18 protein-coding genes are annotated in these 22,276 nt (G+C 60.9%); 9 read left to right on the forward strand and 9 right to left on the reverse strand.

The window, feature by feature from the left end:
• Positions 1 to 87 precede the first annotated feature (87 nt).
• Positions 88 to 906: a posphoenolpyruvate synthetase regulatory kinase/phosphorylase PpsR gene (ppsR, locus tag AC1RR7_RS20655; protein ID WP_096822521.1), complete on the reverse strand. Its 819-nt coding sequence runs from the start codon at positions 904 to 906 to the stop codon at positions 88 to 90.
• 174 nt (positions 907 to 1,080) lie between these two features.
• On the opposite strand from ppsR, the gene ppsA reads away from it, so the two are divergent.
• The 8 genes from ppsA (at position 1,081) to AC1RR7_RS20695 (ending at position 9,255) form a co-directional block, all read left to right on the forward strand.
• Complete coding sequence (ppsA, locus tag AC1RR7_RS20660) at positions 1,081 to 3,456, forward strand: phosphoenolpyruvate synthase (protein WP_096822520.1); 2,376 nt, start codon at positions 1,081 to 1,083, stop codon at positions 3,454 to 3,456.
• Positions 3,457 to 3,549: 93 nt separating this feature from the next.
• Positions 3,550 to 4,539, forward strand: a complete 990-nt coding sequence (locus tag AC1RR7_RS20665; protein ID WP_493158302.1) for an alpha/beta fold hydrolase — start codon at positions 3,550 to 3,552, stop codon at positions 4,537 to 4,539.
• Between the two features lie 226 nt (positions 4,540 to 4,765).
• The gene (gene rraA / locus AC1RR7_RS20670) at positions 4,766 to 5,257 is read left to right on the forward strand and encodes a ribonuclease E activity regulator RraA (protein WP_096822518.1); all 492 of its coding nucleotides are present in this window, start codon (positions 4,766 to 4,768) and stop codon (positions 5,255 to 5,257) included.
• Between the two features lie 25 nt (positions 5,258 to 5,282).
• On the forward strand, positions 5,283 to 6,278 hold the full coding sequence (locus AC1RR7_RS20675; RefSeq protein ID WP_085732397.1) for a zinc transporter ZntB: 996 nt from the start codon (positions 5,283 to 5,285) through the stop codon (positions 6,276 to 6,278).
• Between the two features lie 63 nt (positions 6,279 to 6,341).
• Positions 6,342 to 6,590 carry a CrfX protein gene (locus tag AC1RR7_RS20680; RefSeq protein ID WP_085700244.1) on the forward strand — a complete coding sequence of 83 codons (249 nt, stop codon included), beginning with the start codon at positions 6,342 to 6,344 and terminating at the stop codon, positions 6,588 to 6,590.
• A 2-nt stretch (positions 6,591 to 6,592) separates the two neighbouring features.
• The gene (locus AC1RR7_RS20685; protein ID WP_065259736.1) at positions 6,593 to 7,417 is read left to right on the forward strand and encodes a mechanosensitive ion channel family protein; all 825 of its coding nucleotides are present in this window, start codon (positions 6,593 to 6,595) and stop codon (positions 7,415 to 7,417) included.
• Between the two features lie 90 nt (positions 7,418 to 7,507).
• Positions 7,508 to 8,098 carry an RNA polymerase sigma factor SigX gene (sigX, locus tag AC1RR7_RS20690; protein WP_011333251.1) on the forward strand — a complete coding sequence of 197 codons (591 nt, stop codon included), beginning with the start codon at positions 7,508 to 7,510 and terminating at the stop codon, positions 8,096 to 8,098.
• A 107-nt stretch (positions 8,099 to 8,205) separates the two neighbouring features.
• Positions 8,206 to 9,255, forward strand: a complete 1,050-nt coding sequence (locus AC1RR7_RS20695; protein WP_096822517.1) for an OmpA family protein — start codon at positions 8,206 to 8,208, stop codon at positions 9,253 to 9,255.
• A 75-nt stretch (positions 9,256 to 9,330) separates the two neighbouring features.
• Here AC1RR7_RS20695 and cobA read toward each other — a convergent pair whose 3' ends face one another.
• The 8 genes from cobA to AC1RR7_RS20735 all read right to left on the reverse strand — a co-directional run bounded on the left by cobA (position 9,331) and on the right by AC1RR7_RS20735 (position 20,995).
• Positions 9,331 to 10,083 carry a uroporphyrinogen-III C-methyltransferase gene (cobA, locus tag AC1RR7_RS20700; protein WP_493158303.1) on the reverse strand — a complete coding sequence of 251 codons (753 nt, stop codon included), beginning with the start codon at positions 10,081 to 10,083 and terminating at the stop codon, positions 9,331 to 9,333.
• A gap of 13 nt (positions 10,084 to 10,096) precedes the next feature.
• Positions 10,097 to 12,811, reverse strand: a complete 2,715-nt coding sequence (locus AC1RR7_RS20705; protein ID WP_493158305.1) for a nitrate reductase — start codon at positions 12,809 to 12,811, stop codon at positions 10,097 to 10,099.
• Positions 12,811 to 13,128 (reverse strand): nitrite reductase small subunit NirD, encoded by a 318-nt coding sequence (nirD, locus tag AC1RR7_RS20710; RefSeq protein ID WP_007951992.1) that lies wholly within the window; start codon positions 13,126 to 13,128, stop codon positions 12,811 to 12,813. The genes AC1RR7_RS20705 and nirD overlap by 1 nt, the downstream gene beginning before the upstream one ends.
• Positions 13,125 to 15,578 (reverse strand): nitrite reductase large subunit NirB, encoded by a 2,454-nt coding sequence (nirB, locus tag AC1RR7_RS20715; protein WP_085732400.1) that lies wholly within the window; start codon positions 15,576 to 15,578, stop codon positions 13,125 to 13,127. Before nirB ends, nirD begins: the two co-directional genes overlap by 4 nt.
• Positions 15,579 to 15,887: 309 nt before the next feature.
• Positions 15,888 to 17,558, reverse strand: coding sequence for a bifunctional protein-serine/threonine kinase/phosphatase (locus AC1RR7_RS20720; protein WP_493158306.1), 1,671 nt, complete (start codon positions 17,556 to 17,558; stop codon positions 15,888 to 15,890).
• A gap of 7 nt (positions 17,559 to 17,565) precedes the next feature.
• Positions 17,566 to 18,777 carry a nitrate/nitrite transporter gene (locus tag AC1RR7_RS20725; protein WP_096822513.1) on the reverse strand — a complete coding sequence of 404 codons (1,212 nt, stop codon included), beginning with the start codon at positions 18,775 to 18,777 and terminating at the stop codon, positions 17,566 to 17,568.
• 415 nt (positions 18,778 to 19,192) lie between these two features.
• Entirely contained in the window at positions 19,193 to 19,768 is a 576-nt protein-coding gene (locus AC1RR7_RS20730) for an ANTAR domain-containing response regulator (protein ID WP_007916390.1), read from the reverse strand.
• A 15-nt stretch (positions 19,769 to 19,783) separates the two neighbouring features.
• Complete coding sequence (locus AC1RR7_RS20735; RefSeq protein WP_493158307.1) at positions 19,784 to 20,995, reverse strand: CmpA/NrtA family ABC transporter substrate-binding protein; 1,212 nt, start codon at positions 20,993 to 20,995, stop codon at positions 19,784 to 19,786.
• Positions 20,996 to 21,219: 224 nt separating this feature from the next.
• On the opposite strand from AC1RR7_RS20735, the gene AC1RR7_RS20740 reads away from it, so the two are divergent.
• Positions 21,220 to 22,239: a quinone-dependent dihydroorotate dehydrogenase gene (locus tag AC1RR7_RS20740; protein WP_192560172.1), complete on the forward strand. Its 1,020-nt coding sequence runs from the start codon at positions 21,220 to 21,222 to the stop codon at positions 22,237 to 22,239.
• The last annotated feature ends 37 nt before the right edge of the window (positions 22,240 to 22,276 follow it).

The raw sequence follows: 22,276 nt of genomic DNA on the forward strand, positions 1-22,276 counted from the left end.
GGAATGTTACAGGGGCGTAAAAAACACCGCCCGCGAGGACTTTGCGTTAGTTCATTCAGCGTGCGTACAGGTTGAGGAACCAGGGGGTTACTTGAACCGCCGCTCCACACCTTTTTCCACCAGGATCTTCGCCGAAATCTCTTCCACCGAAAAATGCGTGGAGTTGATGTGCGGGATGTTCTCGCGGCGGAACAGGTTCTCCACTTCGCGTACTTCGAATTCGCACTGGGCGTAGCTCGAATAGCGGCTGTTGGGCTTGCGCTCGTTGCGGATCGCGGTAAGGCGGTCCGGGTCGATGGTCAGGCCGAACAGCTTGTGCTGGTGGGCGCGCAGGGCAGCCGGCAGTTGCAGGCGTTCCATGTCGTCTTCGGTCAGCGGATAGTTGGCCGCGCGGATGCCGAACTGCATCGCCATGTACAGACACGTCGGCGTCTTACCACAACGCGACACGCCCACTAGTATCAGGTCGGCCTTGTCGTAATAGTGGGTGCGGGCGCCGTCGTCGTTGTCGAGGGCGAAGTTCACCGCCTCGATCCGCTCCATGTAATTGGAGTTATGACCGATCGAATGGGATTTGCCGACGGTGTAGGAAGAATGCTCGGTCAGTTCCTGCTCGAGCGGGGCGAGGAAGGTCGAGAAGATGTCGATCATGAAACCATTGGAGGTTGCGAGAATCTCACGAATGTCCTGATTGACGATGGTGTCGAAGATGATCGGCCGGAAACCGTCGGTTTCAGCGGCTTTGTCGATTTGTTGTACCATGGCCCGCGCTTTTTCCACGCTGTCGATGTAGGGCCGCGTGAATTTGCTGAAGGTAATGTTTTCGAACTGCGCCAGAAGGCTTTGACCCAGGGTTTCGGCGGTGATGCCGGTGCCATCGGAGATAAAGAAAGCAGATCGTTTCATTTGCACCTTGGGCCTTAAGCTAGTGACGAATCTTGGATATGATAGGCGCGATTTGCCGGCCGCCATTGGCCCGCATTCTCACTTATTTTCCAGGTCCAGGCCATACAGCCGGCCAACGCTCCCCCGAGCCGCCGGTTTCTGAGCTTTTCCAACACAGTTAGTGGAGAGATCACCTTGGTAGAGTACGTAGTTTCCCTCGATAAGCTCGGCAAACACGATGTTGAGCATGTGGGGGGCAAGAACGCATCCCTGGGCGAGATGATCAGTAACCTGGCCGGTGCCGGTGTTTCGGTCCCCGGCGGCTTCGCCACGACGGCGCAGGCCTATCGCGACTTCCTGGAACTGAGCGGTCTGAACGATCAGATCCACAAGGCCCTCGATGCCCTGGACGTCGATGACGTCAATGCCCTGGCCAAGACCGGCGCCCAGATCCGCCAATGGATCATGGAAGCCGAATTCCCTGAAAAACTGAATGCCGAGATCCGCACCGCGTTCGCCGCGCTGTCGGCCGGCAATCCTGACGTGGCCGTGGCCGTGCGTTCCTCCGCCACCGCCGAAGACTTGCCGGACGCATCGTTCGCCGGTCAGCAGGAAACCTTCCTGAACATCCGTGGCGTTGAGAACGTCATTCGCGCGGCCAAGGAAGTGTTCGCTTCCCTGTTCAACGACCGTGCCATTTCCTACCGCGTGCACCAGGGCTTCGACCACAAACTGGTCGCCCTGTCGGCCGGCGTGCAGCGCATGGTGCGTTCGGAAACCGGCACCGCCGGCGTGATGTTCACCCTCGATACCGAATCCGGCTTCCGTGACGTGGTGTTCATCACCGGCGCCTACGGCCTGGGCGAAACCGTCGTACAAGGCGCGGTGAACCCGGACGAATTCTATGTCCACAAGGGCACGCTGGAGGCCGGTCGCCCGGCAATCCTGCGCCGCAACCTGGGCAGCAAGGCCATCAAGATGATCTACGGCGACGAGGCCAAGGCCGGTCGTTCCGTGAAGACCGTTGATGTCGACAAGGCCGAGCGCGCGCGTTTCTGCCTGACCGACGCTGAAGTCAGCGAACTGGCCAAGCAGGCGATGATCATCGAGAAGCACTACGGCTGCCCGATGGACATCGAGTGGGCCAAGGACGGTGACGACGGCAAGCTGTACATCGTGCAGGCCCGTCCGGAAACCGTGAAGAGCCGCACTCAGGCCAACGTCATGGAACGTTACCTGTTGAAAGAAACCGGCACCGTGCTGGTGGAAGGCCGTGCCATCGGCCAGCGCATCGGCGCCGGCAAGGTGCGGATCATCCGCGACGTGTCCGAGATGGACAAAGTCCAGCCGGGCGACGTGCTGGTCTCCGACATGACCGACCCGGACTGGGAACCGGTCATGAAGCGCGCCAGCGCCATCGTCACCAACCGTGGCGGCCGTACCTGCCACGCGGCGATCATCGCCCGTGAACTGGGGATCCCGGCAGTCGTGGGTTGCGGCAACGCCACTCAGTTGCTGAAGGATGGCCAGGGCGTGACCGTGTCCTGCGCCGAAGGCGACACCGGTTACATCTTCGAAGGCGAACTGGGCTTCGACATCAAGAAGAACTCCGTCGACGCCATGCCGGAGCTGCCGTTCAAGATCATGATGAACGTCGGCAACCCGGACCGCGCCTTCGATTTCGCGCAACTGCCGAATGCCGGTGTGGGCCTGGCCCGTCTGGAATTCATCATCAACCGCATGATCGGCGTCCACCCGAAAGCACTGTTGAACTACGACGGCCTGCCGCAGGAAATCAAGGACAGCGTCGACAAGCGCATCGCCGGCTACGACGATCCGGTCGGCTTCTATGTCGAAAAACTGGTTGAAGGCATCAGCACCCTGGCGGCGGCGTTCGCACCGAAGAAGGTCATCGTGCGTCTGTCGGACTTCAAGTCCAACGAATACGCCAACCTGATCGGCGGCAAACTGTACGAGCCGGAAGAAGAAAACCCGATGCTGGGCTTCCGTGGCGCGTCGCGTTACATCAGCGAATCGTTCCGTGACTGCTTCGAACTCGAGTGCCGTGCGCTGAAACGCGTGCGCAACGAGATGGGCCTGACCAACGTCGAAATCATGGTGCCGTTCGTGCGTACCCTGGGCGAAGCCAGCCAGGTGGTCGATCTGCTCGCCGAAAACGGCCTGGCCCGTGGCGACAACGGCCTGCGCGTGATCATGATGTGCGAACTGCCGTCCAACGCGATCCTGGCCGAAGAATTCCTCGAATTCTTCGACGGTTTCTCGATCGGTTCCAACGACCTGACTCAGCTGACACTGGGTCTGGACCGTGACTCCGGGATCATCGCGCACCTGTTCGACGAGCGTAATCCGGCGGTCAAGAAGCTGCTGGCCAACGCGATTGCCGCGTGCAACAAGGCCGGCAAATACATCGGCATCTGCGGTCAGGGTCCTTCGGACCACCCGGACCTCGCCAAGTGGCTGATGGAACAAGGCATCGAAAGCGTTTCGCTGAACCCGGACTCCGTGCTGGAAACCTGGTTCTTCCTGGCTGAGGGTCAGGCGCAGGCCTGATCGGTGAGTGAAGAGGCCGGTCCCTGACCGGCCTCTTTAGGATTCAAGTAGGGCGAGCTCTCCGGATGCCGCCCTTTTTTGTGCAAGAGCATTATGCAAAGCAGCAGTGACCTATTTCCTGTCGCCCTGATCAGCGCCGAACGACGCGGTGATCTGAGCGAAGACGTATACCGCTTGAAACCGGGCAACAGCCCTGACTGGTCCGTGGAAATCGCGGTGACCCGTCTCGGCATGGCCGATGAACCGGCGACACGCGGCGTACCGGTAATTTTGCTGCATGGCAGCTTTTCCAATCGGCGCTTCTGGTTCTCCCCGAAAGGGCTGGGGCTGGGCGCCTACCTGACGCGTCTGGGTTTCGATGTGTGGATCCCGGAAATGCGCGGCCACGGCCTGTCCCAGCGTAACGAGGACTACCGCCGCAACCGCGTCGCCGACTACGCCCGTTACGATTTGCCGGCCATCGCCGCGTTCGTGCGTGAGCAGAGCGGGCAGGTACCGCACTGGATCGGTCATTCGCTGGGCGGCATCACCCTGGCGGCAGCGCTGGGTGGCGAATACCTCGGTGAACCGGCCGTGGCGTCGGCGGCGTTTTTCGGCACGCAGGTCAGCCGTACGTACTGGCCGTTGAAAATTCCGCCGGTGGAGTGGAGCGGACGCTTCATTCTCAAGCGTTTTGCCCAGTTGTCTGGCTCGCGGCTCAAGCGTGGCCCCGAAGATGAGCCGATCGGCCTGGCGCTGGAAAGCATGCGCTGGTACGGCCTGTTCGGGCGTTTTGGCGACAAGGACAAGGATTGGTGGGCGGGGCTCGCCGATGTTCAGGTGCCTGTCTTGGCGGTGACGGCGGCCGGCGATCATCAGGATCCGGCGTGGGCCTGTCGCAAACTGTTCGATCAGATCGGTTCCGAGCACAAGCAATTCGTCAATCTGGGACGCGAGCAGGGCTTCAACGACAATTTCGGCCATGTCGAGATGTTGGTGAGCAAGGCTGCCCAGGCTGAAGTCTGGCCATTGGTTGCGCGCTGGCTGGCGGATCAGCACACGCCGTTGCTGGGCGAAAAGCCCGATCTGGCAGCGGCGGTGTGATCGGAACACGCTGAAAAGGGCATTTCGTTCGAGTCGGCTTGCGGCTAAGATATGACGCATTGGACGGTTCTGGTCATATTTAGTGACTGTTTCGCTATTACGTTTCAGCCTTTGTTCAGGTTCGGTCAGCGACCATTGCATGGACTAAGGTAAACAGCGACCGCCGGGACTCGTTTCAAAAGAGTGCGACATCCTTGATCGTCTTCCTTGTTACAGGAGTTTTTCGATGAACCATTACCTTACGCCTGACCTGTGCGACGCCTATCCGGAGCTGGTGCAGGTGCTGGAACCGATGTTCAGCAATTTCGGCGGCCGTGATTCCTTCGGCGGCGAAATCGTGACCATCAAGTGCTTCGAAGACAACTCGCTGGTCAAGGAACAAGCCGAACTCAAGGGCAACGGCAAGGTGCTGGTGGTCGATGGCGGTGGTTCCCTGCGCTGCGCGCTGCTGGGCGACATGATCGCCGAGAAAGCCGCGAAAAACGGTTGGGAAGGGCTGGTGATCTACGGTTGCATCCGTGATGTGGATGTCATCGCCCAGACCGATCTCGGTGTCCAGGCGCTGGCCAGCCACCCGAAGAAGACCGACAAGCGCGGTCTCGGCGACCTCAACGTGCCGGTGACGTTTGCGGGTGTCACGTTTCATCCGGGCCAATACATCTATGCGGACAACAACGGCGTGATCATCTCGCCGAGCCCGCTGAAGATGCCTGAATAAAATCGCGGTAAGCACTGGGGTGAGGATGTTCGAGGAAGAAAACGCGCAATGGGGGCTGGTGCATGCCCTGGTGCTGGACGGTAAAGGCGGTGCGCGTTCGATAGCCCGGACTGATCTCGACAGTTTGCAGCTGCAGGCACACGAAAGCCTGTGGCTGCACTGGGATCGCAGTCACCCGCAGACCCAGACCTGGCTGCGCAAATCCAGCGGACTCAACGAATTCACCTGCGACCTGCTGCTGGAAGAGAACACTCGCCCACGGCTGTTGCCGCTGCCCGATTCCGAATTGCTGCTGTTTTTGCGCGGGGTCAATCTCAATCCGGGTGCCGAACCGGAAGACATGGTGTCGGTACGGATTTTCGCTTCGGCCCAGCGTGTGATTTCCCTGCGTTTGCGCCCATTGCGCGCCACCGATGAACTGTTGGCGATGCTGGGGGAGGGCAAAGGCCCGAAAACCTCGTCCGAACTCATTCTCTATCTCGCTCAATACCTCACCAACAAGGTGCAGGATCTGGTCACTTGCCTCTCGGAAGTGGTCGATGAAGAGGAAGAAAAACTGGATGCCGACGAACGGTATACTCCCGAGCACGGTGCCATTTTGCACATCCGTCGCCGGGCGGCCGGACTGAAGCGTTTTCTTGCGCCGCAGCGGGATATTTTCGGACAGCTGACGCGGATAAAACTGCCCTGGTTCGTCGATGACGACGCCGACTACTGGAACGAATTGAACAACAGCCTGACCCGCTATCTCGAAGAGCTCGAATTGACCCGAGAGCGCGTGGGGCTTGTGCTGGACACCGAAGACCGGCGTTTGAGCGTGCGCATGAATCGCACGATGTACCGCTTCGGGATCATCACCGGGATCTTTTTGCCGATGAGTTTTCTCACCGGCCTGCTGGGGATCAATGTCGGCGGAATTCCGCTTTCCGGGAGCCCCTACGGATTCCTTGTGGCGTGCCTGCTGATGGTCTCGGTGGCGCTCGGACAATGGTGGTTGTTCCGCCGTTTGCGCTGGGTATGACGATGCGCCATGTGACCCGACCAAATTTGCCCGCGTCTTTCACAGACATCACGAGAGGTGCGTATGCACGATCCGTTTGAACAGTCTTTGCGCGACATGCTCAACGCCTCGCCGTCCGGCCGCGACGACGACGCCTGTCTGGGCCGCGTACTCAAAACCGCCAACCGCCAGGTCGGCGCCGGCGATCTGTTCAGCCTGCTGGGCCGTTGGCTGCCCGCGCTGATGATCGCCCTGAACAACGGCTCGGCCCATGTCGCGCCGGTTTCCCGTCTTCGTAAACCTACCGCTCGCACTGCTGATAAGGCTGATTGAATATGGAACTTGATCTCTGGACTCAGAGCCTCGTCACGGCAATGACTGCGTTGTGGACCAAAGTCGCTAATTTCATCCCGAACCTGTTCGGCGCACTGGTGGTGCTGCTGTTGGGCTTCGTGGTGGCCAAGCTGCTGGACACGCTGCTGTCCAAGCTGCTCGCCAAACTCGGTCTCGATCGCCTGATGGGCGGCACCGGGCTGACCAAATTGATGTCCCGTGCAGGACTGCAAGTGCCGATCTCGACCCTGATCGGAAAAATCGTGTATTGGTTCGTTCTGCTGATTTTCCTGGTTTCTGCAGCAGAATCCCTTGGGCTTGAGCGGGTTTCAGCTACGCTGGACATGCTGGCGCTGTATGTTCCGAAAGTTTTCGGCGCAGCCCTGGTGCTGCTGGTTGGTGTATTGCTGGCGCAGCTGGCCAACGGTCTGGTGCGCGGTGCGGCAGAAGGCGTGGGTCTGGACTACGCTTCAGGGCTTGGGCGAATTGCCCAGGGCCTGGTGATCATCATCAGTATCTCGGTCGCGATCAGTCAGCTCGAGGTCAAGACCGACCTGCTGAACCATGTGATCGTCATCGTATTGATTACCGTTGGTCTGGCGGTTGCGCTGGCCATGGGCCTGGGAAGCCGGGAAATTGCCGGTCAGATTCTTGCGGGAATCTATGTGCGTGAGTTGTATCAGGTTGGGCAACAAGTGCGTGTTGGCGAGGTCGAAGGCCAGATCGAAGAGATCGGCACGGTTAAGACTACACTGCTGACCGATGAGGGTGAGCTAGTCTCACTCTCCAATCGGATCCTGCTGGAACAGCATGTGAGTAGCCGCTAACCCGGCAAACCCTGCTAATGTATGCCGCCGCAAAATGCCAGCTGATGCTGGCAGCGGTGGACATTGACCTGACTGTCGGCACGACTTGTTTTGAATAAAGCCCAAACGCTATCCACGCGCTACGACCCCCGCGAGCTCTCTGATGAGGAGTTGGTCGCGCGCTCGCATACCGAGCTGTTTCACGTGACGCGCGCCTATGAAGAACTGATGCGGCGTTACCAGCGAACATTATTTAACGTTTGTGCGCGGTATCTTGGGAACGATCGCGACGCAGACGATGTCTGTCAGGAAGTGATGTTGAAGGTGCTGTACGGCCTGAAGAACTTCGAGGGGAAATCGAAGTTCAAGACATGGCTATATAGCATCACTTACAACGAATGCATCACGCAGTATCGGAAGGAACGGCGAAAGCGTCGCTTGATGGACGCACTGAGTCTTGACCCCCTCGAGGAAGCGTCTGAAGAAAAGGCGCCGAAACCCGAGGAGAAGGGCGGACTTGATCGCTGGCTGGTGTATGTGAACCCGATTGACCGTGAAATTCTGGTGCTTCGATTTGTCGCAGAGCTGGAATTTCAGGAGATCGCAGACATCATGCACATGGGTTTGAGTGCTACAAAAATGCGGTACAAACGTGCTCTAGATAAATTGCGTGAGAAATTTGCAGGCATTGCTGAAACTTAGTTCAGCGCAAATATCTCTTACGTGTAGGCAAGTTCTGATAGACTTGCCGCCGAGTTGTCCCCCGGTTTGCGGGACTGCTTCACAATCACCAGATGGGGATTTAACGGATGAAACTGAAAAACACCTTGGGCTTGGCCATTGGTTCTTTGATTGCCGCTACTTCGTTCGGCGCACTGGCACAAGGCCAAGGCGCAGTTGAAGGCGAACTGTTCTACAAGAAGCAGTACAACGACAGCGTTAACCATGTCGAAGACGGCTTCAACCCAGGCGCCTCTATCGGTTACTTCTTGACCGACGACGTATCGTTGAACTTGACCTACGACAAGAACAACCACACCCGTTCGAACGACGGCACCGGCAGCCAGAAGCTGGGTGGCGACAACTTCGGTCTGAACGCTCAGTACCACTTCAACAACGCTGGTGACGCTCTGCGTCCTTACGTTGCTGGCGGTGTGAAGCACGGCAGCCTGACCAACGTAGCTGCTGACGGCCACACCGGTCGCGATCAGTCGACCTACCTGACTGCTGGCGCTGGCGTTAAGTACTACTTCGCTGAAAACTTCTACGCCCGTGCTGGTGTAGACGCTGACTACAAACTGGACAACGGTCGCTGGAACTACGCTCCAGTAATCGGTCTGGGTGTGAACTTCGGTGGCGGCAACAAGCCTGCTGCTGCTCCAGTTCCAGCACCAGCTGAAGTCTGCTCCGACAGCGACAACGATGGCGTTTGCGACAACGTTGACAAGTGCCCAGACACCCCAGCCAACGTAACTGTTGACGCTGATGGCTGCCCGGCAGTTGCTGAAGTTGTTCGTGTTGAGCTGGACGTGAAATTCGACTTCGACAAGTCGGTCGTCAAGCCAAACAGCTACGGCGATATCAAAAACCTGGCTGACTTCATGAAGCAGTACCCATCGACTCGCACCACTGTTGAAGGTCACACTGACAACGTCGGTCCTGACGCTTACAACCAGAAACTGTCCGAGCGTCGTGCAAACGCCGTTAAACAAGTTCTGGTTAACCAGTACGGTGTTGAATCGTCCCGCGTTGGTTCGGTTGGCTACGGCGAATCCCGCCCAGTTGCTGACAACAAAACCGAAGCTGGTCGTGCTGTTAACCGTCGCGTAGAAGCGCAGGTTGAAGCTCAAGCTAAGTAATTAGCTCGCCGCTTTGAGAAAAGCCCGGCTTATGCCGGGCTTTTCTTTGTCTGCGATTTGGTGAAAACCAGATGATCAGGCTGACTGATCGGCTGGCCAGGCGAGTAAATCGGCTCGGGCCGCAGAAGCTGCCACCGCACCAATCACCAGAATGGCAGGGCTCTTGAGCTCAAACCTGCAGGCGTCTCCCTCCATTCTCGTCAGATCGCTCCGGTATTCCCGCTGTTTGGGCAGGGATGCGTTCTCGATCATCGCCACGGGCGTATTCATCGCCATCCCGCCGGCCAATAACTGCTCACGAATCTCGCTGAGCTTGGCCACTCCCATATAGATCACCAACGTCGTGCCGCTTTGCGCCAGCGCCTGCCAGTTCAATTGGCTGTCGTCCTGAGTGTGCGCAGTGACCAGCGTTACACCCCGCGCCACGCCGCGCAAAGTCAGCGGAATGTCACACTGCGTCGCCCCGGCCAGCCCGGCGGTGATGCCATTGACCAGCTCCACTTCAACCCCGCGCTCACGCAACCACTGCGCTTCCTCGCCGCCACGGCCGAAGATGCAGGGATCGCCGCCCTTGAGACGAACCACGCATTTGCCCTGGCGCGCATAACGCAGCATCAGCCGATGGATGAATGCCTGTGGTGTCGAACGACAGCCGCCGCGCTTGCCGACCGGAATGATCCGCGCAGCCGGGCAGTGCTCCAGCACCGCGTCGTTGACCAGATCGTCGATCAGCACCACATCCGCTTCGCGCAAGGCACGCACGGCTTTGAGCGTCAGCAATTCAGGATCGCCGGGACCCGCGCCCACCAGCCAGACTTTTGCATTCATGGTGATTTCCTCTTCAGATGACGGCGACCGGCCGCGCTTCGGCGGCCAGCAAACGCTTGATTTCCGGGACGCAGGAACCGCATTGCGTGCCGCAGCCCAGTGTGTTTTTCAAACCCTGCAAATCCAGACCTTCTCGAATGCCGGCGCAGACCGCGCTGTGGCTGACGTTTTTGCAATTGCACAGGGTCTTGTCAGCAACGCTCTGCACACCGGCATTACCCGGCGGCGCACTCATCGGCGCCAGCAGCCAGCGCCGCAGTTGTTCGTCTGCGCGGCCCTCCAGCCACAAGCCTTGCAGCCAATGCTGGGCGAGGGTTTCGCCAGCGAGGCGGATGGCCGTGATTCGCCCGTTCTCGATGCGTACCCGTTTGCCGATGGCCCGGCGTGGATCGTCATAGGCCAGTACCGGACCGTCGATCAGGGCCAGGCACTGGTCGATTTCGCGCAGCAACTGCGGATCGGGTGCGGCGGCGCTGGCAGCGCGTATCAGCAATGCCGGACGCTCGCGTCCGACAAGGCTGAGGCTGACGTAGGAAAACGCCTCACACAGCGGTCGAAGCGCCTCAAGGTGCCGTTGAACATTGCCTTCGATCAGTGCGAACAATTGCCAGGGCAGATTCACCGGTTCCAGGCGTACCCCGCTGTGCTTGAGTTCCGGTTGTTTCGACAAGGGATCGAAGGCGGGCAGCGTCAGGCAGTTCACGCCGCCCTTGAGAAAGCGATCGCCCCAGTGCATCGGCAAAAAGGCCTGGCCCGGACGCACACTGTCATCGCTGCCGACCGCTACGATCACCGCACCCCGGCGGCTCTTCAGATTCACCAGATCCCCCGGCTGCAAACGGTGTCGACGCAATTCGTCCGGGTGCAGGCTCAGTACCGCTTCGCTGACATGCCCGAACAACTGCGCCGCCGTGCCGGTGCGGCTCATACCGTGCCATTGATCACGCAGGCGACCGGTGATCAGGGTCAGTGGAAAACGCGCGTCCCGTTGCTCTTTTGCAGCGTGATAGGGATCGGCAACAAACTGCGCGCGACCGCTGGCCGTAGGAAATATACCGTCGCAGTACAGTCGCGGAGTGCCTTGTCGGGCGCCCTCAGGAAACGGCCATTGATGCGGGCCGATTTCATCAAGCAGCCCATGGCTGATGCCGGATAAATCCAGATCGCGGCCACGGGTCAGTGCTTTGAATTCATCGAACAGCTGAGCGGGCTGATCGAACGCAAACAGGCTCGGCTTTTGCGGGCGCAGACGTTTCTCCAGGCGTTGTGCGAAATCAACCGTGATCGCCCAGTCCGGTCGCGCTTCACCCGGTGCGGTAATGGCTTTGCGGACGTGGGAAATCCGCCGCTCGGAGTTGGTCACCGAACCTTCCTTCTCGCCCCAACTGGCCGCCGGCAGCAGCAGATCGGCAAACGCTGCGGTTTCGGTGGTGCGAAACGCCTCTTGCAACACCACGAACGGACAAGCCTCCAGCGCAGCCCGCACAGCATTCTGGTCCGGCATCGATTGCGCCGGGTTGGTGCAGGCAATCCACAGCGCCTTGATCTTACCGCTGCGCACTTGCTCGAACAGTTCGATGGCGCTGAGACCGGTGTTTTCCGGCAGTGACTCCACCCCCCAATACGCCGCCACTTCTGCGCGGTGCTCCGGATTGGCAGCCTCACGATGACCGGGCAACAGGTTGGAGAGGCTGCCGGTTTCCCGCCCGCCCATGGCATTCGGCTGACCGGTCAGGGAGAAAGGTCCTGCACCGGGCCGGCCGATTTGCCCGGTGGCCAGGTGCAGGTTGATCAGCGCACTGTTCTTCGCGCTGCCGGCGGTGGACTGGTTCAGGCCCATGCACCACAGCGACAGAAAACTCGGTGCAGTGCCGATCCATTCGGCGCATTGCTGCAACTGCTCGACGCTGATCCCGCATAGCTGCGACACCATGGCCGGGGTGTAATCACGCACCAGGCTTTTCAGCTCGGCGAGGCCTTCGGTGTGTGTCTTGATGAAGTCACGGTCGATCCAGTCTTCCCACAACAGCAGATGCAAAATCCCATGGAACAACGCGACATCGGTGCCCGGCAGAATCGCCAGATGCAAGTCGGCGAGGTCGCAAGTGTCGGTGCGACGTGGGTCGATGACGATGACTTTCATCGGCGGACGACGGGATTTGGCCTCTTCGAGCCGACGAAAAAGTACCGGATGGGCGTAGGCCATGTTGCTGCCGACGATCATCACGCAATCGCTCAGTTCCAGGTCTTCATAGCTGCACGGTGGTGCGTCGGCGCCGAGGCTGCGCTTGTAGCCGACCACCGCCGAGGACATGCACAGCCGCGAGTTGCTGTCGATGTTATTGGTGCCGACCAGCGCCCGCGCCAGTTTGTTGAAGGCGTAGTAATCCTCGGTCAGCAACTGCCCGGAGATGTAGAACGCCACGCTGTCCGGGCCATGTTCGGCGATGGTTTCGGCGAATACGTTGGCGGCGTGCTCCAGCGCGGTGTCCCAGTCGCAACGACTGCGCGCCAAACCTATGCCCAAGCGCAATTCCGGATACAGCGCGCGCGCTGTCAGGTCACCGGTCAGGTGCAGGGTCGAGCCTTTGCTGCACAGTTTGCCGAAGTTGGCCGGGTGCGCCGGATCGCCGCTGACGCCGAGGATGCGCTCGCCGTCATGCTCGATCAGCACGCCGCAGCCGACCCCGCAATAGCAGCAGGTCGAGGCGGTCGTCTGGCGGTTCATCAGACGGCGTCCCGCAGGGCCAGCTGGACGCGGCCGTTTTCGACCCGGGCCGGGTGATGGTGCGCGCAACCGACGTCCGGCGCCTGGGCTTCGCCGGATTGCAGGTCGATCTGCCAGTTGTGCAGCGGGCAGGCCACGCGCTTGCCGTAGATCAGACCTTGGGACAACGGGCCACCCTTGTGCGGGCAGCGGTCATCGAGTGCGAAAACCTCATCGTCACTTGTGCGAAAGATCGCAATGTCACCCTTGGGACCGGCAATGATCCGCGAACCGAGGGCATTGATCTCTTCCAGGGCACAGATATCGAGCCAGTTCATGCCGGCACCTCCAGGTTTTTCACGGGGATCACGTCAAATTCTTTCTTCAGTTGCGGCTGGGCGAGGCGCTCTTTCCACGGGTCCTGTTCGAACGACAGGGAAAATTGCAGGCGTTCGTTCAGGGCCTTGCGGCGCTCGGGGTCTTCCAGCACGGCTTTCTTGATGTGCTCCATGCCGACCCGTTGCAGGTAGTGCACGGTGCGTTCGAGGTAGAAGGCTTCTTCGCGGTACAGCTGCAGGAACGCGCCGTTGTATTCGCGGACTTCCTCGGCGGTCTTGAGCTTGACGAAGAACTCGGCAACTTCGGTCTTGATCCCGCCGTTGCCACCGATGTACATCTCCCAGCCGGAGTCGACACCGATGATTCCTACGTCCTTGATCCCTGCTTCCGAGCAGTTGCGCGGGCATCCGGAGACCGCCAGTTTCACTTTGTGCGGCGACCACATGTTGAACAGGTCATGTTCAAGGTCGATGCCCAACTGAGTCGAATTCTGCGTGCCGAAGCGGCAGAACTCGCTGCCGACGCAGGTCTTCACGGTGCGGATCGATTTGCCGTAGGCGTGGCCGGACGGCATGTCGAGGTCTTTCCACACACCGGGCAGGTCCTGCTTCTTGATCCCCAGCAAGTCGATGCGCTGGCCGCCGGTGACCTTGACCATTGGCACCTGATATTTGTCCGCCACGTCGGCGATTCGCCGCAGTTCCGACGGGTTGGTCACGCCGCCCCACATCCGTGGCACCACCGAGTAGGTTCCGTCCTTCTGAATGTTGGCGTGGGCCCGCTCGTTGATCAGGCGCGACTGCGGATCGTCCTTGGCTTCGCCGGGCCAGGTGGAAATCAGGTAGTAGTTGAGGGCGGGGCGGCAAGTGGCGCAGCCATTCGGGGTGCGCCAATTGAGGTAGCTCATGGTGCCGGCGATGGTCAGCAGGTGCTGCTCGCGAATGGCCTGGCGGATCTGGCCGTGATTGAGGTCGCTGCAGCCGCAGATGGCTTTTTCGCTTTTCGGTTTGACATCCGCCGCGCCGCCGACGGTGTTGATCAGGATCTGCTCGACCAGACCGGCGCAGGAGCCGCAGGAACTGGCCGCCTTGGTGTGTTTCTTCACTTCGTCGACGCTGAACAGGCCGTGTTCCTGAATCGCCTTGACGATGGTGCCCTTGCACACGCCGTTGCAGCCGCAGACTTCGGCGTTGTCGGCCATGCTCATGGCTTTGTCCTGGCCCTGATGTCCTACGTCGCCGAGGGCGTTTTCACCAAACATCAGATGATCGCGGATCTCGCCGATGGCGTGATTCTCACGAATTTGTCGGAAATACCAACCGCCATCTGCCGTATCGCCGTACAGACAGGCACCGACCAGCACGTCATCCTTGATCACCAGTTTTTTGTACACCCCGCCGATCGGGTCGGAGAGGGTGATGGTCTCGGTGCCTTCGCCGCCCATGAAATCGCCAGCGGAAAACAGGTCGATGCCGGTGACTTTCAATTTGGTCGAAGTCACCGAGCCTTGATAACGGGCGAAACCCAGTTGCGCCAGGTGGTTGGCGCAGACCTTGGCCTGTTCGAACAGCGGCGCGACCAGGCCGTAGGCAATGCCACGGTGGCTGGCGCATTCGCCGATGGCATAGATGCGCGGGTCGTAGGTTTGCAGGGTGTCGTTGACCAGAATCCCGCGATTGCACGGGATGCCGGCCTTTTCTGCCAGTTCGGTATTGGGGCGGATGCCGGCGGCCATCACCACCAGATCGGCGGGGATGATGTCGCCGTTCTTGAATTGCACCGAGCCGACGCGACCGTTGCCGGCGTCGTGCAGGGCCTGGGTCTGTTCGCACAGGCGAAAGTGCAGGCCACGGGATTCGAGGGCGGTTTGCAGGAGCTGGCCGCTGGTCTTGTCCAGTTGCCGCTCCAGCAGCCATTCACCGAGGTGCACCACGGTGACGTGCATGCCGCGCAGCATCAGGCCGTTGGCCGCTTCGAGGCCGAGCAGGCCGCCGCCGATCACCACGGCGTGCTTGTGGGTCTTGGCGGTGTCGATCATGGCCTGGGTGTCGGCGATGTCGCGGTAACCGATCACGCCCTGCAAGGTGTTGCCGGGGATTGGCAGGATGAACGGGGTCGAGCCGGTGGCGATCAGCAGGCGATCGTATTCGGCCTCGGTGCCGTCTTCGGCGATCACCCGGCGCTTGACCCGGTCGATCTCCACCACTTTGCGGTTGAGCAGCAGTTTGATGTTGTTTTGCAGATACCAGTCGAGATCGTTGAGCACGATCTCTTCGAACGTCTGTTCGCCGGCCAGCACCGGCGACAGCAGGATGCGGTTGTAGTTGGTGTGCGGTTCGGCGCCGAAGACCGTGATGTCGTACAGCTCGTTGCTCAGCTTGAGCAATTCTTCCAGGGTACGGACCCCGGCCATGCCATTGCCGATCATCACCAGTTTGAGTTTTTTCATCAGGTTCTCCGCAAGCTTCGGGTTTGCCTCTTGTGGGCAGTCAGGCCTTGCTCGACAAAAATGGCGCAAACAAAAAAGGCGTCCCGCCAGTTACCTAGCGAGGACGCCTTTGTCCTTGTCCCGTTCTCTCGGGAAGCCTGGCCTTCGTCGTTGAAGGTCGGGCTTTATGTCAGTTGAAAACGTTAATGCAGTGGTTGTGCCAAGTCGCGGTGAGCCGCGAATTCACTGGGGTAATGCTGGAATTGGCCAGATGTTCATTGTGGTTTTTGCACTGAATGGAAGCGGCACGCCCGTTAATGGAGCGCTGGATTAGCCATGAAACAACAGAAACATCAGCACCAGATTGCCCAGCAGCGCCAGCAGCGCCAATGTTCGCCAGACCTTCAGCGGTTCCCGTTCGAGCAAGGGGCGAGGGCGTACATTCAGGCTGCGGCGTTCACCCTGTTCCAGCGTCAGCAGCCATTCTTCGGCGGTTTCATAACGTTGCAGAGGATCGGCCGAGACGCCACGTTCCAGACACTGCGCCAGCCATTCCGGCAGATCCGGCCGATAACGAGCCGCACTCACCGGCACCCCGAAACGCGGACGCTGGAAGGCTTCGATATCCCCGTAGGGAAAATGCCCGGTAAGCAGGAAATACAACGTCACGCCCACCGCATACAGATCCTGGCGAGCCTCGGGCGCATCACCCCGAAAGGACTCCGGAGCGATGAAACTCGGGGTTCCCGGTAGCGTCGACGGTGTGTCCTGCGAAAGACCGGGGCAATACGCCAGACCGAAATCCAGCAGGCGCAATTCACCGTCATCCCCCAGCAGCAGGTTCTCCGGTTTGATGTCGCGGTGCAGAATCTGCCGCCGATGCAGCAAACCGACGGCCCGCAAAAGACGTTCGGCCACATCCTGCCACTGAGCCAGTGGCAGCGGACCGCTTTGCTCGAACAGACGCGCCAGTGTGATCCCCGAATATTCACGCATCACGTAGTACAAATGCTGACGCTGACTGGCGCTATGGACTTCAGGGAAATGTCGCCCGGCCACGCGTTTGAGAAACCATTCTTCCGCCAGTAAGGCCTGACCTGCGTGGGCATCGTCCGCCAGCCGTGTGGGCAAGGTTTTCAACAGCCACGCCTGGCCTTGGCTATCGAGGACGCGATACAGCAACGATTGCTGGCTCTGGCCGACGATGCCTTGCACCTGCCAGCCTTCGAAGGTCTGGCCCGGTTTGAGCAACGGGGGCAGCGGCCATTGCTGCAACTGGATCAGCGCATCGCCGATGCTCGCTTCCCCCACGGCATCCACCCGCACCAGCAAGGCACTGGCGTTGTCCTGGCTGCCGGCCAGATGCGCGGCGTTGACCAGTGTTTGTGCCGCTCTGTGCAGATCCGGTTGATCGCGCAGGATCCCGGCGATGGACGTGTCGCCGAGCGCGGCCCAGACACCATCGCTGAGCAGCACGAAGCTTTCGCCCTCACGCAGCTCGCCGTCGAGAAAGTCCAGCACCAGATGCTGGTCCAGGCCCAGTGCGCGTTTGAGCACGTGCTGCATGCCCGGTTGCTCCCAGACGTGATCCTCGGTGATGCGCTGCAGGGTGTCGGCGTGCCAGCGATAGGCCCGGCAATCCCCCACATGCGCCAGCGTGAAGCGTCTGCCGCGCAGGACCAGCGCGCTGACGGTGGTGAGCAACGGCTGGCCGCCGCCATTGGCCTGCAACCAGCGGTTTTGCGCGAGCAACAGGCGATCCAGCGCCTGAGCCACGCTCCAGGTCTGCGGGGTGGCGTAGTAGTCCAGCGCCAGCGCCTGCAAGGTCGAGCGCGCAGCCAGACCGCCATCGGCGCACTGGCTGACGCCGTCGGCGATGGCGAACAGAAACCCTTTGCTGGCGGCCAGCGCCGGGGCCGGCGTGACCAGGCGCAAGGCGTCCTGATTCTCCGCGCGGGGGCCGGTGGCGCTGGCTTCAGCGAAGCTCAGTTGCAGGGCCATGCGGGCCTCAGACCCGGGCAGCGGTCACGGCCGCCGAGCCCCAGGTGGTTCTCCAGCGACGCTTGACCCCGTGCAGACCGAACCACGCCAATACGCCAAGACTGGCGAACAACCACAGCGCCAGTTGATAGCTGCCGGTGCTCTGTTTGATTGCGCCCATACCGGCGGCGAGGGCAAAACCGCCGATGCCGCCGGCCATGCCGATCAGCCCGGTCATCACGCCGATCTCCCGGCGAAAGCGCTGCGGCACCAGTTGGAACACCGCGCCGTTACCGGCACCGAGACCGAGCATGGTGCAGACGAACAGTGCCAGTGCCGCGTAGGAACTCGGCAGGTTGAAGCCGACCGCTGCGATACAAACTGCGGCCACCGTGTACATCGCCAACAGCGTGCGAATTCCACCGAAACGGTCAGCCAGCGCGCCACCCAGCGGCCGCATCAGGCTGCCGCCGAACACGCAGGCGGCGGTGTAGTAACCGGCGGTGACCGGGCTCAAACCGTATTGATCGTTGAAGTAGCCGGGCAGGGCGCTGGCCAGGCCGATGAAGCCGCCGAAGGTGACGCTGTAGAAAAACATGAACCACCAGCTGTCGCGGTCGCCCAGGGCCTTAAAGTAATCGGCCATGGATTTGGCTTTTGGTCGCTCCGGCGCGTTTTTCGCCAGCCACGCAAACAGCACCAGCGTCAGGATCAGCGGAATCAGGGCGAAACCGAACACGTTGCTCCAGCCGAACGACGCGGCCAGTACCGGGGCGATCAACGCAGCGAACACGGTGCCGGAGTTACCGGCGCCGGCGATGCCCATCGCCTTGCCCTGATGCTGCGGCGGATACCACTGCGAGGCCAGCGGCAGCGCCACGGCGAACGAAGCGCCGGCCATGCCGAGGAACAGGCCAAGCAGCAGGGCCTGTTCGTAACTGTGAATGCCGAGTTTCCAGGCGCCGAACAGTGCACAGATCACGATCACTTGACCGATCAGACCGGCGGTTTTCGGCGACAGGCGATCGGCAAGCATGCCCATCGCAAAGCGCAGTACCGCACCAGCGAGAATCGGCGTGGCCACCACGAGGCCGCGTTGTTGGGTGGTCAGGTGCAGGTCGGCGGCGATCTGCACCGCCAGTGGGCCGAGCAGGTACCAGACCATGAAGCTCAGGTCGAAATACAGGAAGGCCGCGAACAGGGTCGGGGTGTGGCCGGATTTCCAGAAGCTTTTATTCATCGCGCACCTCAGCGGTAGAGAATCTCGAGAAGGAGTCAGAACCAGCACAGTGGGGCGCCGCCACGGCCGCACCACCGGCCCCGGTCAATGGGGCCAAAACGCAAAAACGCCGCTACCCGGATCGCCGAAAGGGGCGAAGAAGGTGAGCGACGTCTTTGTCGTGGGTGGGGCAACCGCCGTTGGTTACCTGTAGGGATTGCTTAGCGATATTTGTGCCAAGTCAAAATCAAAAGCCCCTCACCCTAACCCTCTCCCGGAGGGAGAGGGAACCGACCGGGGGATATTCGAGAGATACGCCGACGTGAACGATCGGCTTTGAATCCATAATCGACTGGTTTTTTCAGGTCGATGTATGACGCAAGACACTGCGGTCGGTCCCCTCTCCCTCGGGGAGAGGGTTAGGGTGAGGGGCTTTTCAGCCAAGCAGCTCGCTCATGGCAATAATCTGCTCCGCGACCTGAATCAGTTTCTGCTGGCGGCTCATGGCCTGGCGGCGCATCAGGGTGTAGGCCTCTTCTTCGTTGCAGTCCTTCATTTTCATCAACAGACCCTTGGCCAGTTCGATGCGTTTGCGCTCGGCCAGTTGCTGGTCGCGGGCCTGAAGCTGGGCGCGCAGGGCCTGATCGCTTTCGAAGCGGGCCATGGCCACGTCGAGAATCGGCTGCAAGCGTTGTGCGTGAATGCCTTCGACGATGTAGGCACTGACCCCGGACTTGATCGCCTGACGCATCACGCCGGGGTCGTGCTCGTCGGTGAACATCACGATCGGCCGGGGCTGGTCGCGGCTGACCAGCACCACTTGTTCCATCACATCACGGCTCGGTGACTCGGTATCGATCAGAATCACGTCCGGGCGCACCGTTTCGACGCGCGCGGGCAGGTCGATGGTCAGGCCGGACTCGTCGATGACCTCGAAACCGGCCTCGGTCAGCGCAGCTTTCAGGCGCCCGACTTTTTTGGCGGTGTCGTTGATCAGCAGAATGCGCAGCATGTTCGCGGTCTCCTGTCAGCGGCGGGCGAGAAGGGGGGCGTTGTTGCTCAACGCATGCAGCTTGAAGCTTTGCGCGTAAGCGGCCGGGTCGCTGCCATCCCAGACCTTGCCGTCGATCAACTGGCTGCTGCGCATGTCCTCGGCGCCGACCGGCACATCGACAGCGCTGGCCGCGTCGCGGTACAGCGCCAGTTGCTGCACCTGACGGGCGACGGCGAGGTAATCCGGGTCGTCGCGCAGCAAACCCCAGCGGCGGAACTGGGTCATGAACCACATGCCGTCCGACAGGTACGGCAGGTTCACCGCGCCATCGCCGTGAAAGCGCAGGGCGTGCGGGTCCTGCCAGCGATTGCCCAGACCGTCGTCGTAATCGCCGAGAAAACGCGGTTCGATGCAGGAAACCGGGGCGTCCAGATACTCGGCGGCGCTGAGCAGCTGCGCGGTGCTGCGGCGGTTTTCAGGGCTCTCTTCGATGAAACGGCTGGCTTCGAGGATCGCCATCACCAGTGCGCGGGCGGTGTTGGGGTATTGCTCGACGAAGGCACGGGTGCAGCCGAGGACTTTTTCCGGATGGTCGGGCCAGATGGTCTGGCTGGTTGCCATGGTGAAGCCGAGATTCTGCTGCACCGCGCTGGCGGCCCAGGGCTCGCCGACGCAGAAACCGTCGATGCGACCGGCCTGCAGGTGCGCGACCATTTGCGGCGGCGGTACGACCACGCTGTCGACATCCTGCAATGGATGGATGCCCTGACTTGCGAGCCAGTAATAAAGCCACATGGCGTGGGTGCCGGTGGGGAAGGTCTGGGCAAAGGTCAGCCTTGCGCGGGTTTGGTGCACGTGGCGGTCCAGCGCCTCAGGACCGGTCACGCCCAGGCTCTGCAAACCGTGGGACAGGTTGAGGCTCTGACCGTTCTGGTTCAGGCCCATCAGCACCGCCATGTCGGTCGGCGCGACGCCACCGATGCCCAAGTGCACCGCGTAGATCAAGCCGTACAGGCTGTGGGCGGCATCGAGTTCGCCGCTGACCAGATTGTCGCGCAGGTTGGCCCAGGAACTCTGGCGCTTGAGGTTCAGGGTCAAGCCGTAAGGCTGCGCAAAGCCCTGAGTGGCGGCGACCACCACCGAAGCGCAGTCGCTCAGGGCCATGAAGCCGAGGTTGATCGCGCTTTTTTCCGGGGCATCGCTGCCGTTGACCCAGGCCAGTGGCCCGATGGAGGTTTGAGTCATGAAAAGCCATCCTCAAAAAAAACGTCGTCACGGACTTTGTCGAGGCAAAACCCGGTGACGACGCCATTGTCCTTGCCTGCCTGCCGTCATTGGCCTGCGGGCTGATGCAGGGGAAGGTGCAAGGCATATGCCAGTGCAGGGGATTTGCGTGTGCGCCTCGCGCGGCGGGGCGATGCCCGGCTATAATCGCCGCCTCTTTTCGCCGCCTCGAGTCATACCCGCCCATGTACACCCTGGCCCGTCAGCTGTTGTTCAAACTTTCCCCGGAAACCTCCCACGATCTGTCGCTGGATCTGATCGGCGCGGGCGGGCGTTTGGGCCTCAACGGCTTGCTGTGCAAGGCCCCGGCGTCGCTGCCGGTGAATGTCATGGGCCTGGACTTCCCGAACCCTGTGGGTCTCGCGGCCGGTCTGGACAAGAACGGCGCGGCCATCGACGGCTTCGCGCAGCTGGGTTTCGGTTTTGTCGAAATCGGCACCGTGACCCCGCGTCCACAGCCGGGCAACCCGAAACCACGGATTTTCCGCCTGCCGGAAGCCGAGGCGATCATCAACCGCATGGGTTTCAACAACCTCGGTGTGGATAACCTGCTGGCGCGGGTCGCGGCGGCCAAATACAAAGGCGTGCTGGGGATCAACATCGGCAAGAACTTCGACACCCCGGTCGAGCGTGCGGTCGATGACTACCTGATCTGCCTGGACAAGGTCTACGCCCACGCCAGCTACATCACGGTCAACGTCAGTTCGCCGAATACCCCGGGCCTGCGCAGCCTGCAATTCGGCGACTCGCTCAAGCAATTGCTGGCAGACCTGGCCACGCGCCGCGCCGAACTGGCCCTGCGCCACGGTAAACATGTACCGCTGGCGATCAAGATCGCGCCGGACATGACCGACGAAGAAACCGCGCAAGTCGCGCAAGCACTGATCGAAACCGGGATGGACGCGGTGATCGCCACCAACACCACCCTCAGCCGCGTGGGCGTTGAAGGCATGGAACACGGTGACGAGGCGGGCGGTCTGTCCGGCGCGCCGGTTCGCGAGAAGAGCACCCACACGGTCAAAGTGCTGGCGTCCGAGCTGGGTGGCAAACTGCCGATCATCGCGGCGGGCGGTATCACTGAAGGCAAGCATGCGGCCGAGAAGATCGCTGCCGGCGCGAGCCTGGTGCAGATCTACTCCGGCTTCATCTATAAGGGCCCGGCGTTGATCCGTGAATCCGTGGACGCGATCGCCGCCAAGCGCTGATCTTCGGACATGAAAAGGCAGGCATAAAAAAGGGCTC

This window comes from Pseudomonas sp. GW821-FHT11G12, assembly GCF_058808055.1.

Coding starts and splice junctions, on each gene's coding strand:
- ppsR (WP_096822521.1), bottom strand. CDS start 906: ATGAAACGATCTGCTTTCTTTATCTCCGATGGCACCGGCATCACCGCC.
- AC1RR7_RS20665 (WP_493158302.1), top strand. CDS start 3,550: ATGCAAAGCAGCAGTGACCTATTTCCTGTCGCCCTGATCAGCGCCGAA.
- rraA (WP_096822518.1), top strand. CDS start 4,766: ATGAACCATTACCTTACGCCTGACCTGTGCGACGCCTATCCGGAGCTG.
- AC1RR7_RS20675 (WP_085732397.1), top strand. CDS start 5,283: ATGTTCGAGGAAGAAAACGCGCAATGGGGGCTGGTGCATGCCCTGGTG.
- AC1RR7_RS20680 (WP_085700244.1), top strand. CDS start 6,342: ATGCACGATCCGTTTGAACAGTCTTTGCGCGACATGCTCAACGCCTCG.
- AC1RR7_RS20685 (WP_065259736.1), top strand. CDS start 6,593: ATGGAACTTGATCTCTGGACTCAGAGCCTCGTCACGGCAATGACTGCG.
- AC1RR7_RS20695 (WP_096822517.1), top strand. CDS start 8,206: ATGAAACTGAAAAACACCTTGGGCTTGGCCATTGGTTCTTTGATTGCC.
- cobA (WP_493158303.1), bottom strand. CDS start 10,083: ATGAATGCAAAAGTCTGGCTGGTGGGCGCGGGTCCCGGCGATCCTGAA.
- AC1RR7_RS20705 (WP_493158305.1), bottom strand. CDS start 12,811: ATGAACCGCCAGACGACCGCCTCGACCTGCTGCTATTGCGGGGTCGGC.
- nirD (WP_007951992.1), bottom strand. CDS start 13,128: ATGAACTGGCTCGATATCTGTGCCCTGGAAGAGATCAATGCCCTCGGT.
- nirB (WP_085732400.1), bottom strand. CDS start 15,578: ATGAAAAAACTCAAACTGGTGATGATCGGCAATGGCATGGCCGGGGTC.
- AC1RR7_RS20720 (WP_493158306.1), bottom strand. CDS start 17,558: ATGGCCCTGCAACTGAGCTTCGCTGAAGCCAGCGCCACCGGCCCCCGC.
- AC1RR7_RS20725 (WP_096822513.1), bottom strand. CDS start 18,777: ATGAATAAAAGCTTCTGGAAATCCGGCCACACCCCGACCCTGTTCGCG.
- AC1RR7_RS20730 (WP_007916390.1), bottom strand. CDS start 19,768: ATGCTGCGCATTCTGCTGATCAACGACACCGCCAAAAAAGTCGGGCGC.
- AC1RR7_RS20735 (WP_493158307.1), bottom strand. CDS start 20,995: ATGACTCAAACCTCCATCGGGCCACTGGCCTGGGTCAACGGCAGCGAT.
- AC1RR7_RS20740 (WP_192560172.1), top strand. CDS start 21,220: ATGTACACCCTGGCCCGTCAGCTGTTGTTCAAACTTTCCCCGGAAACC.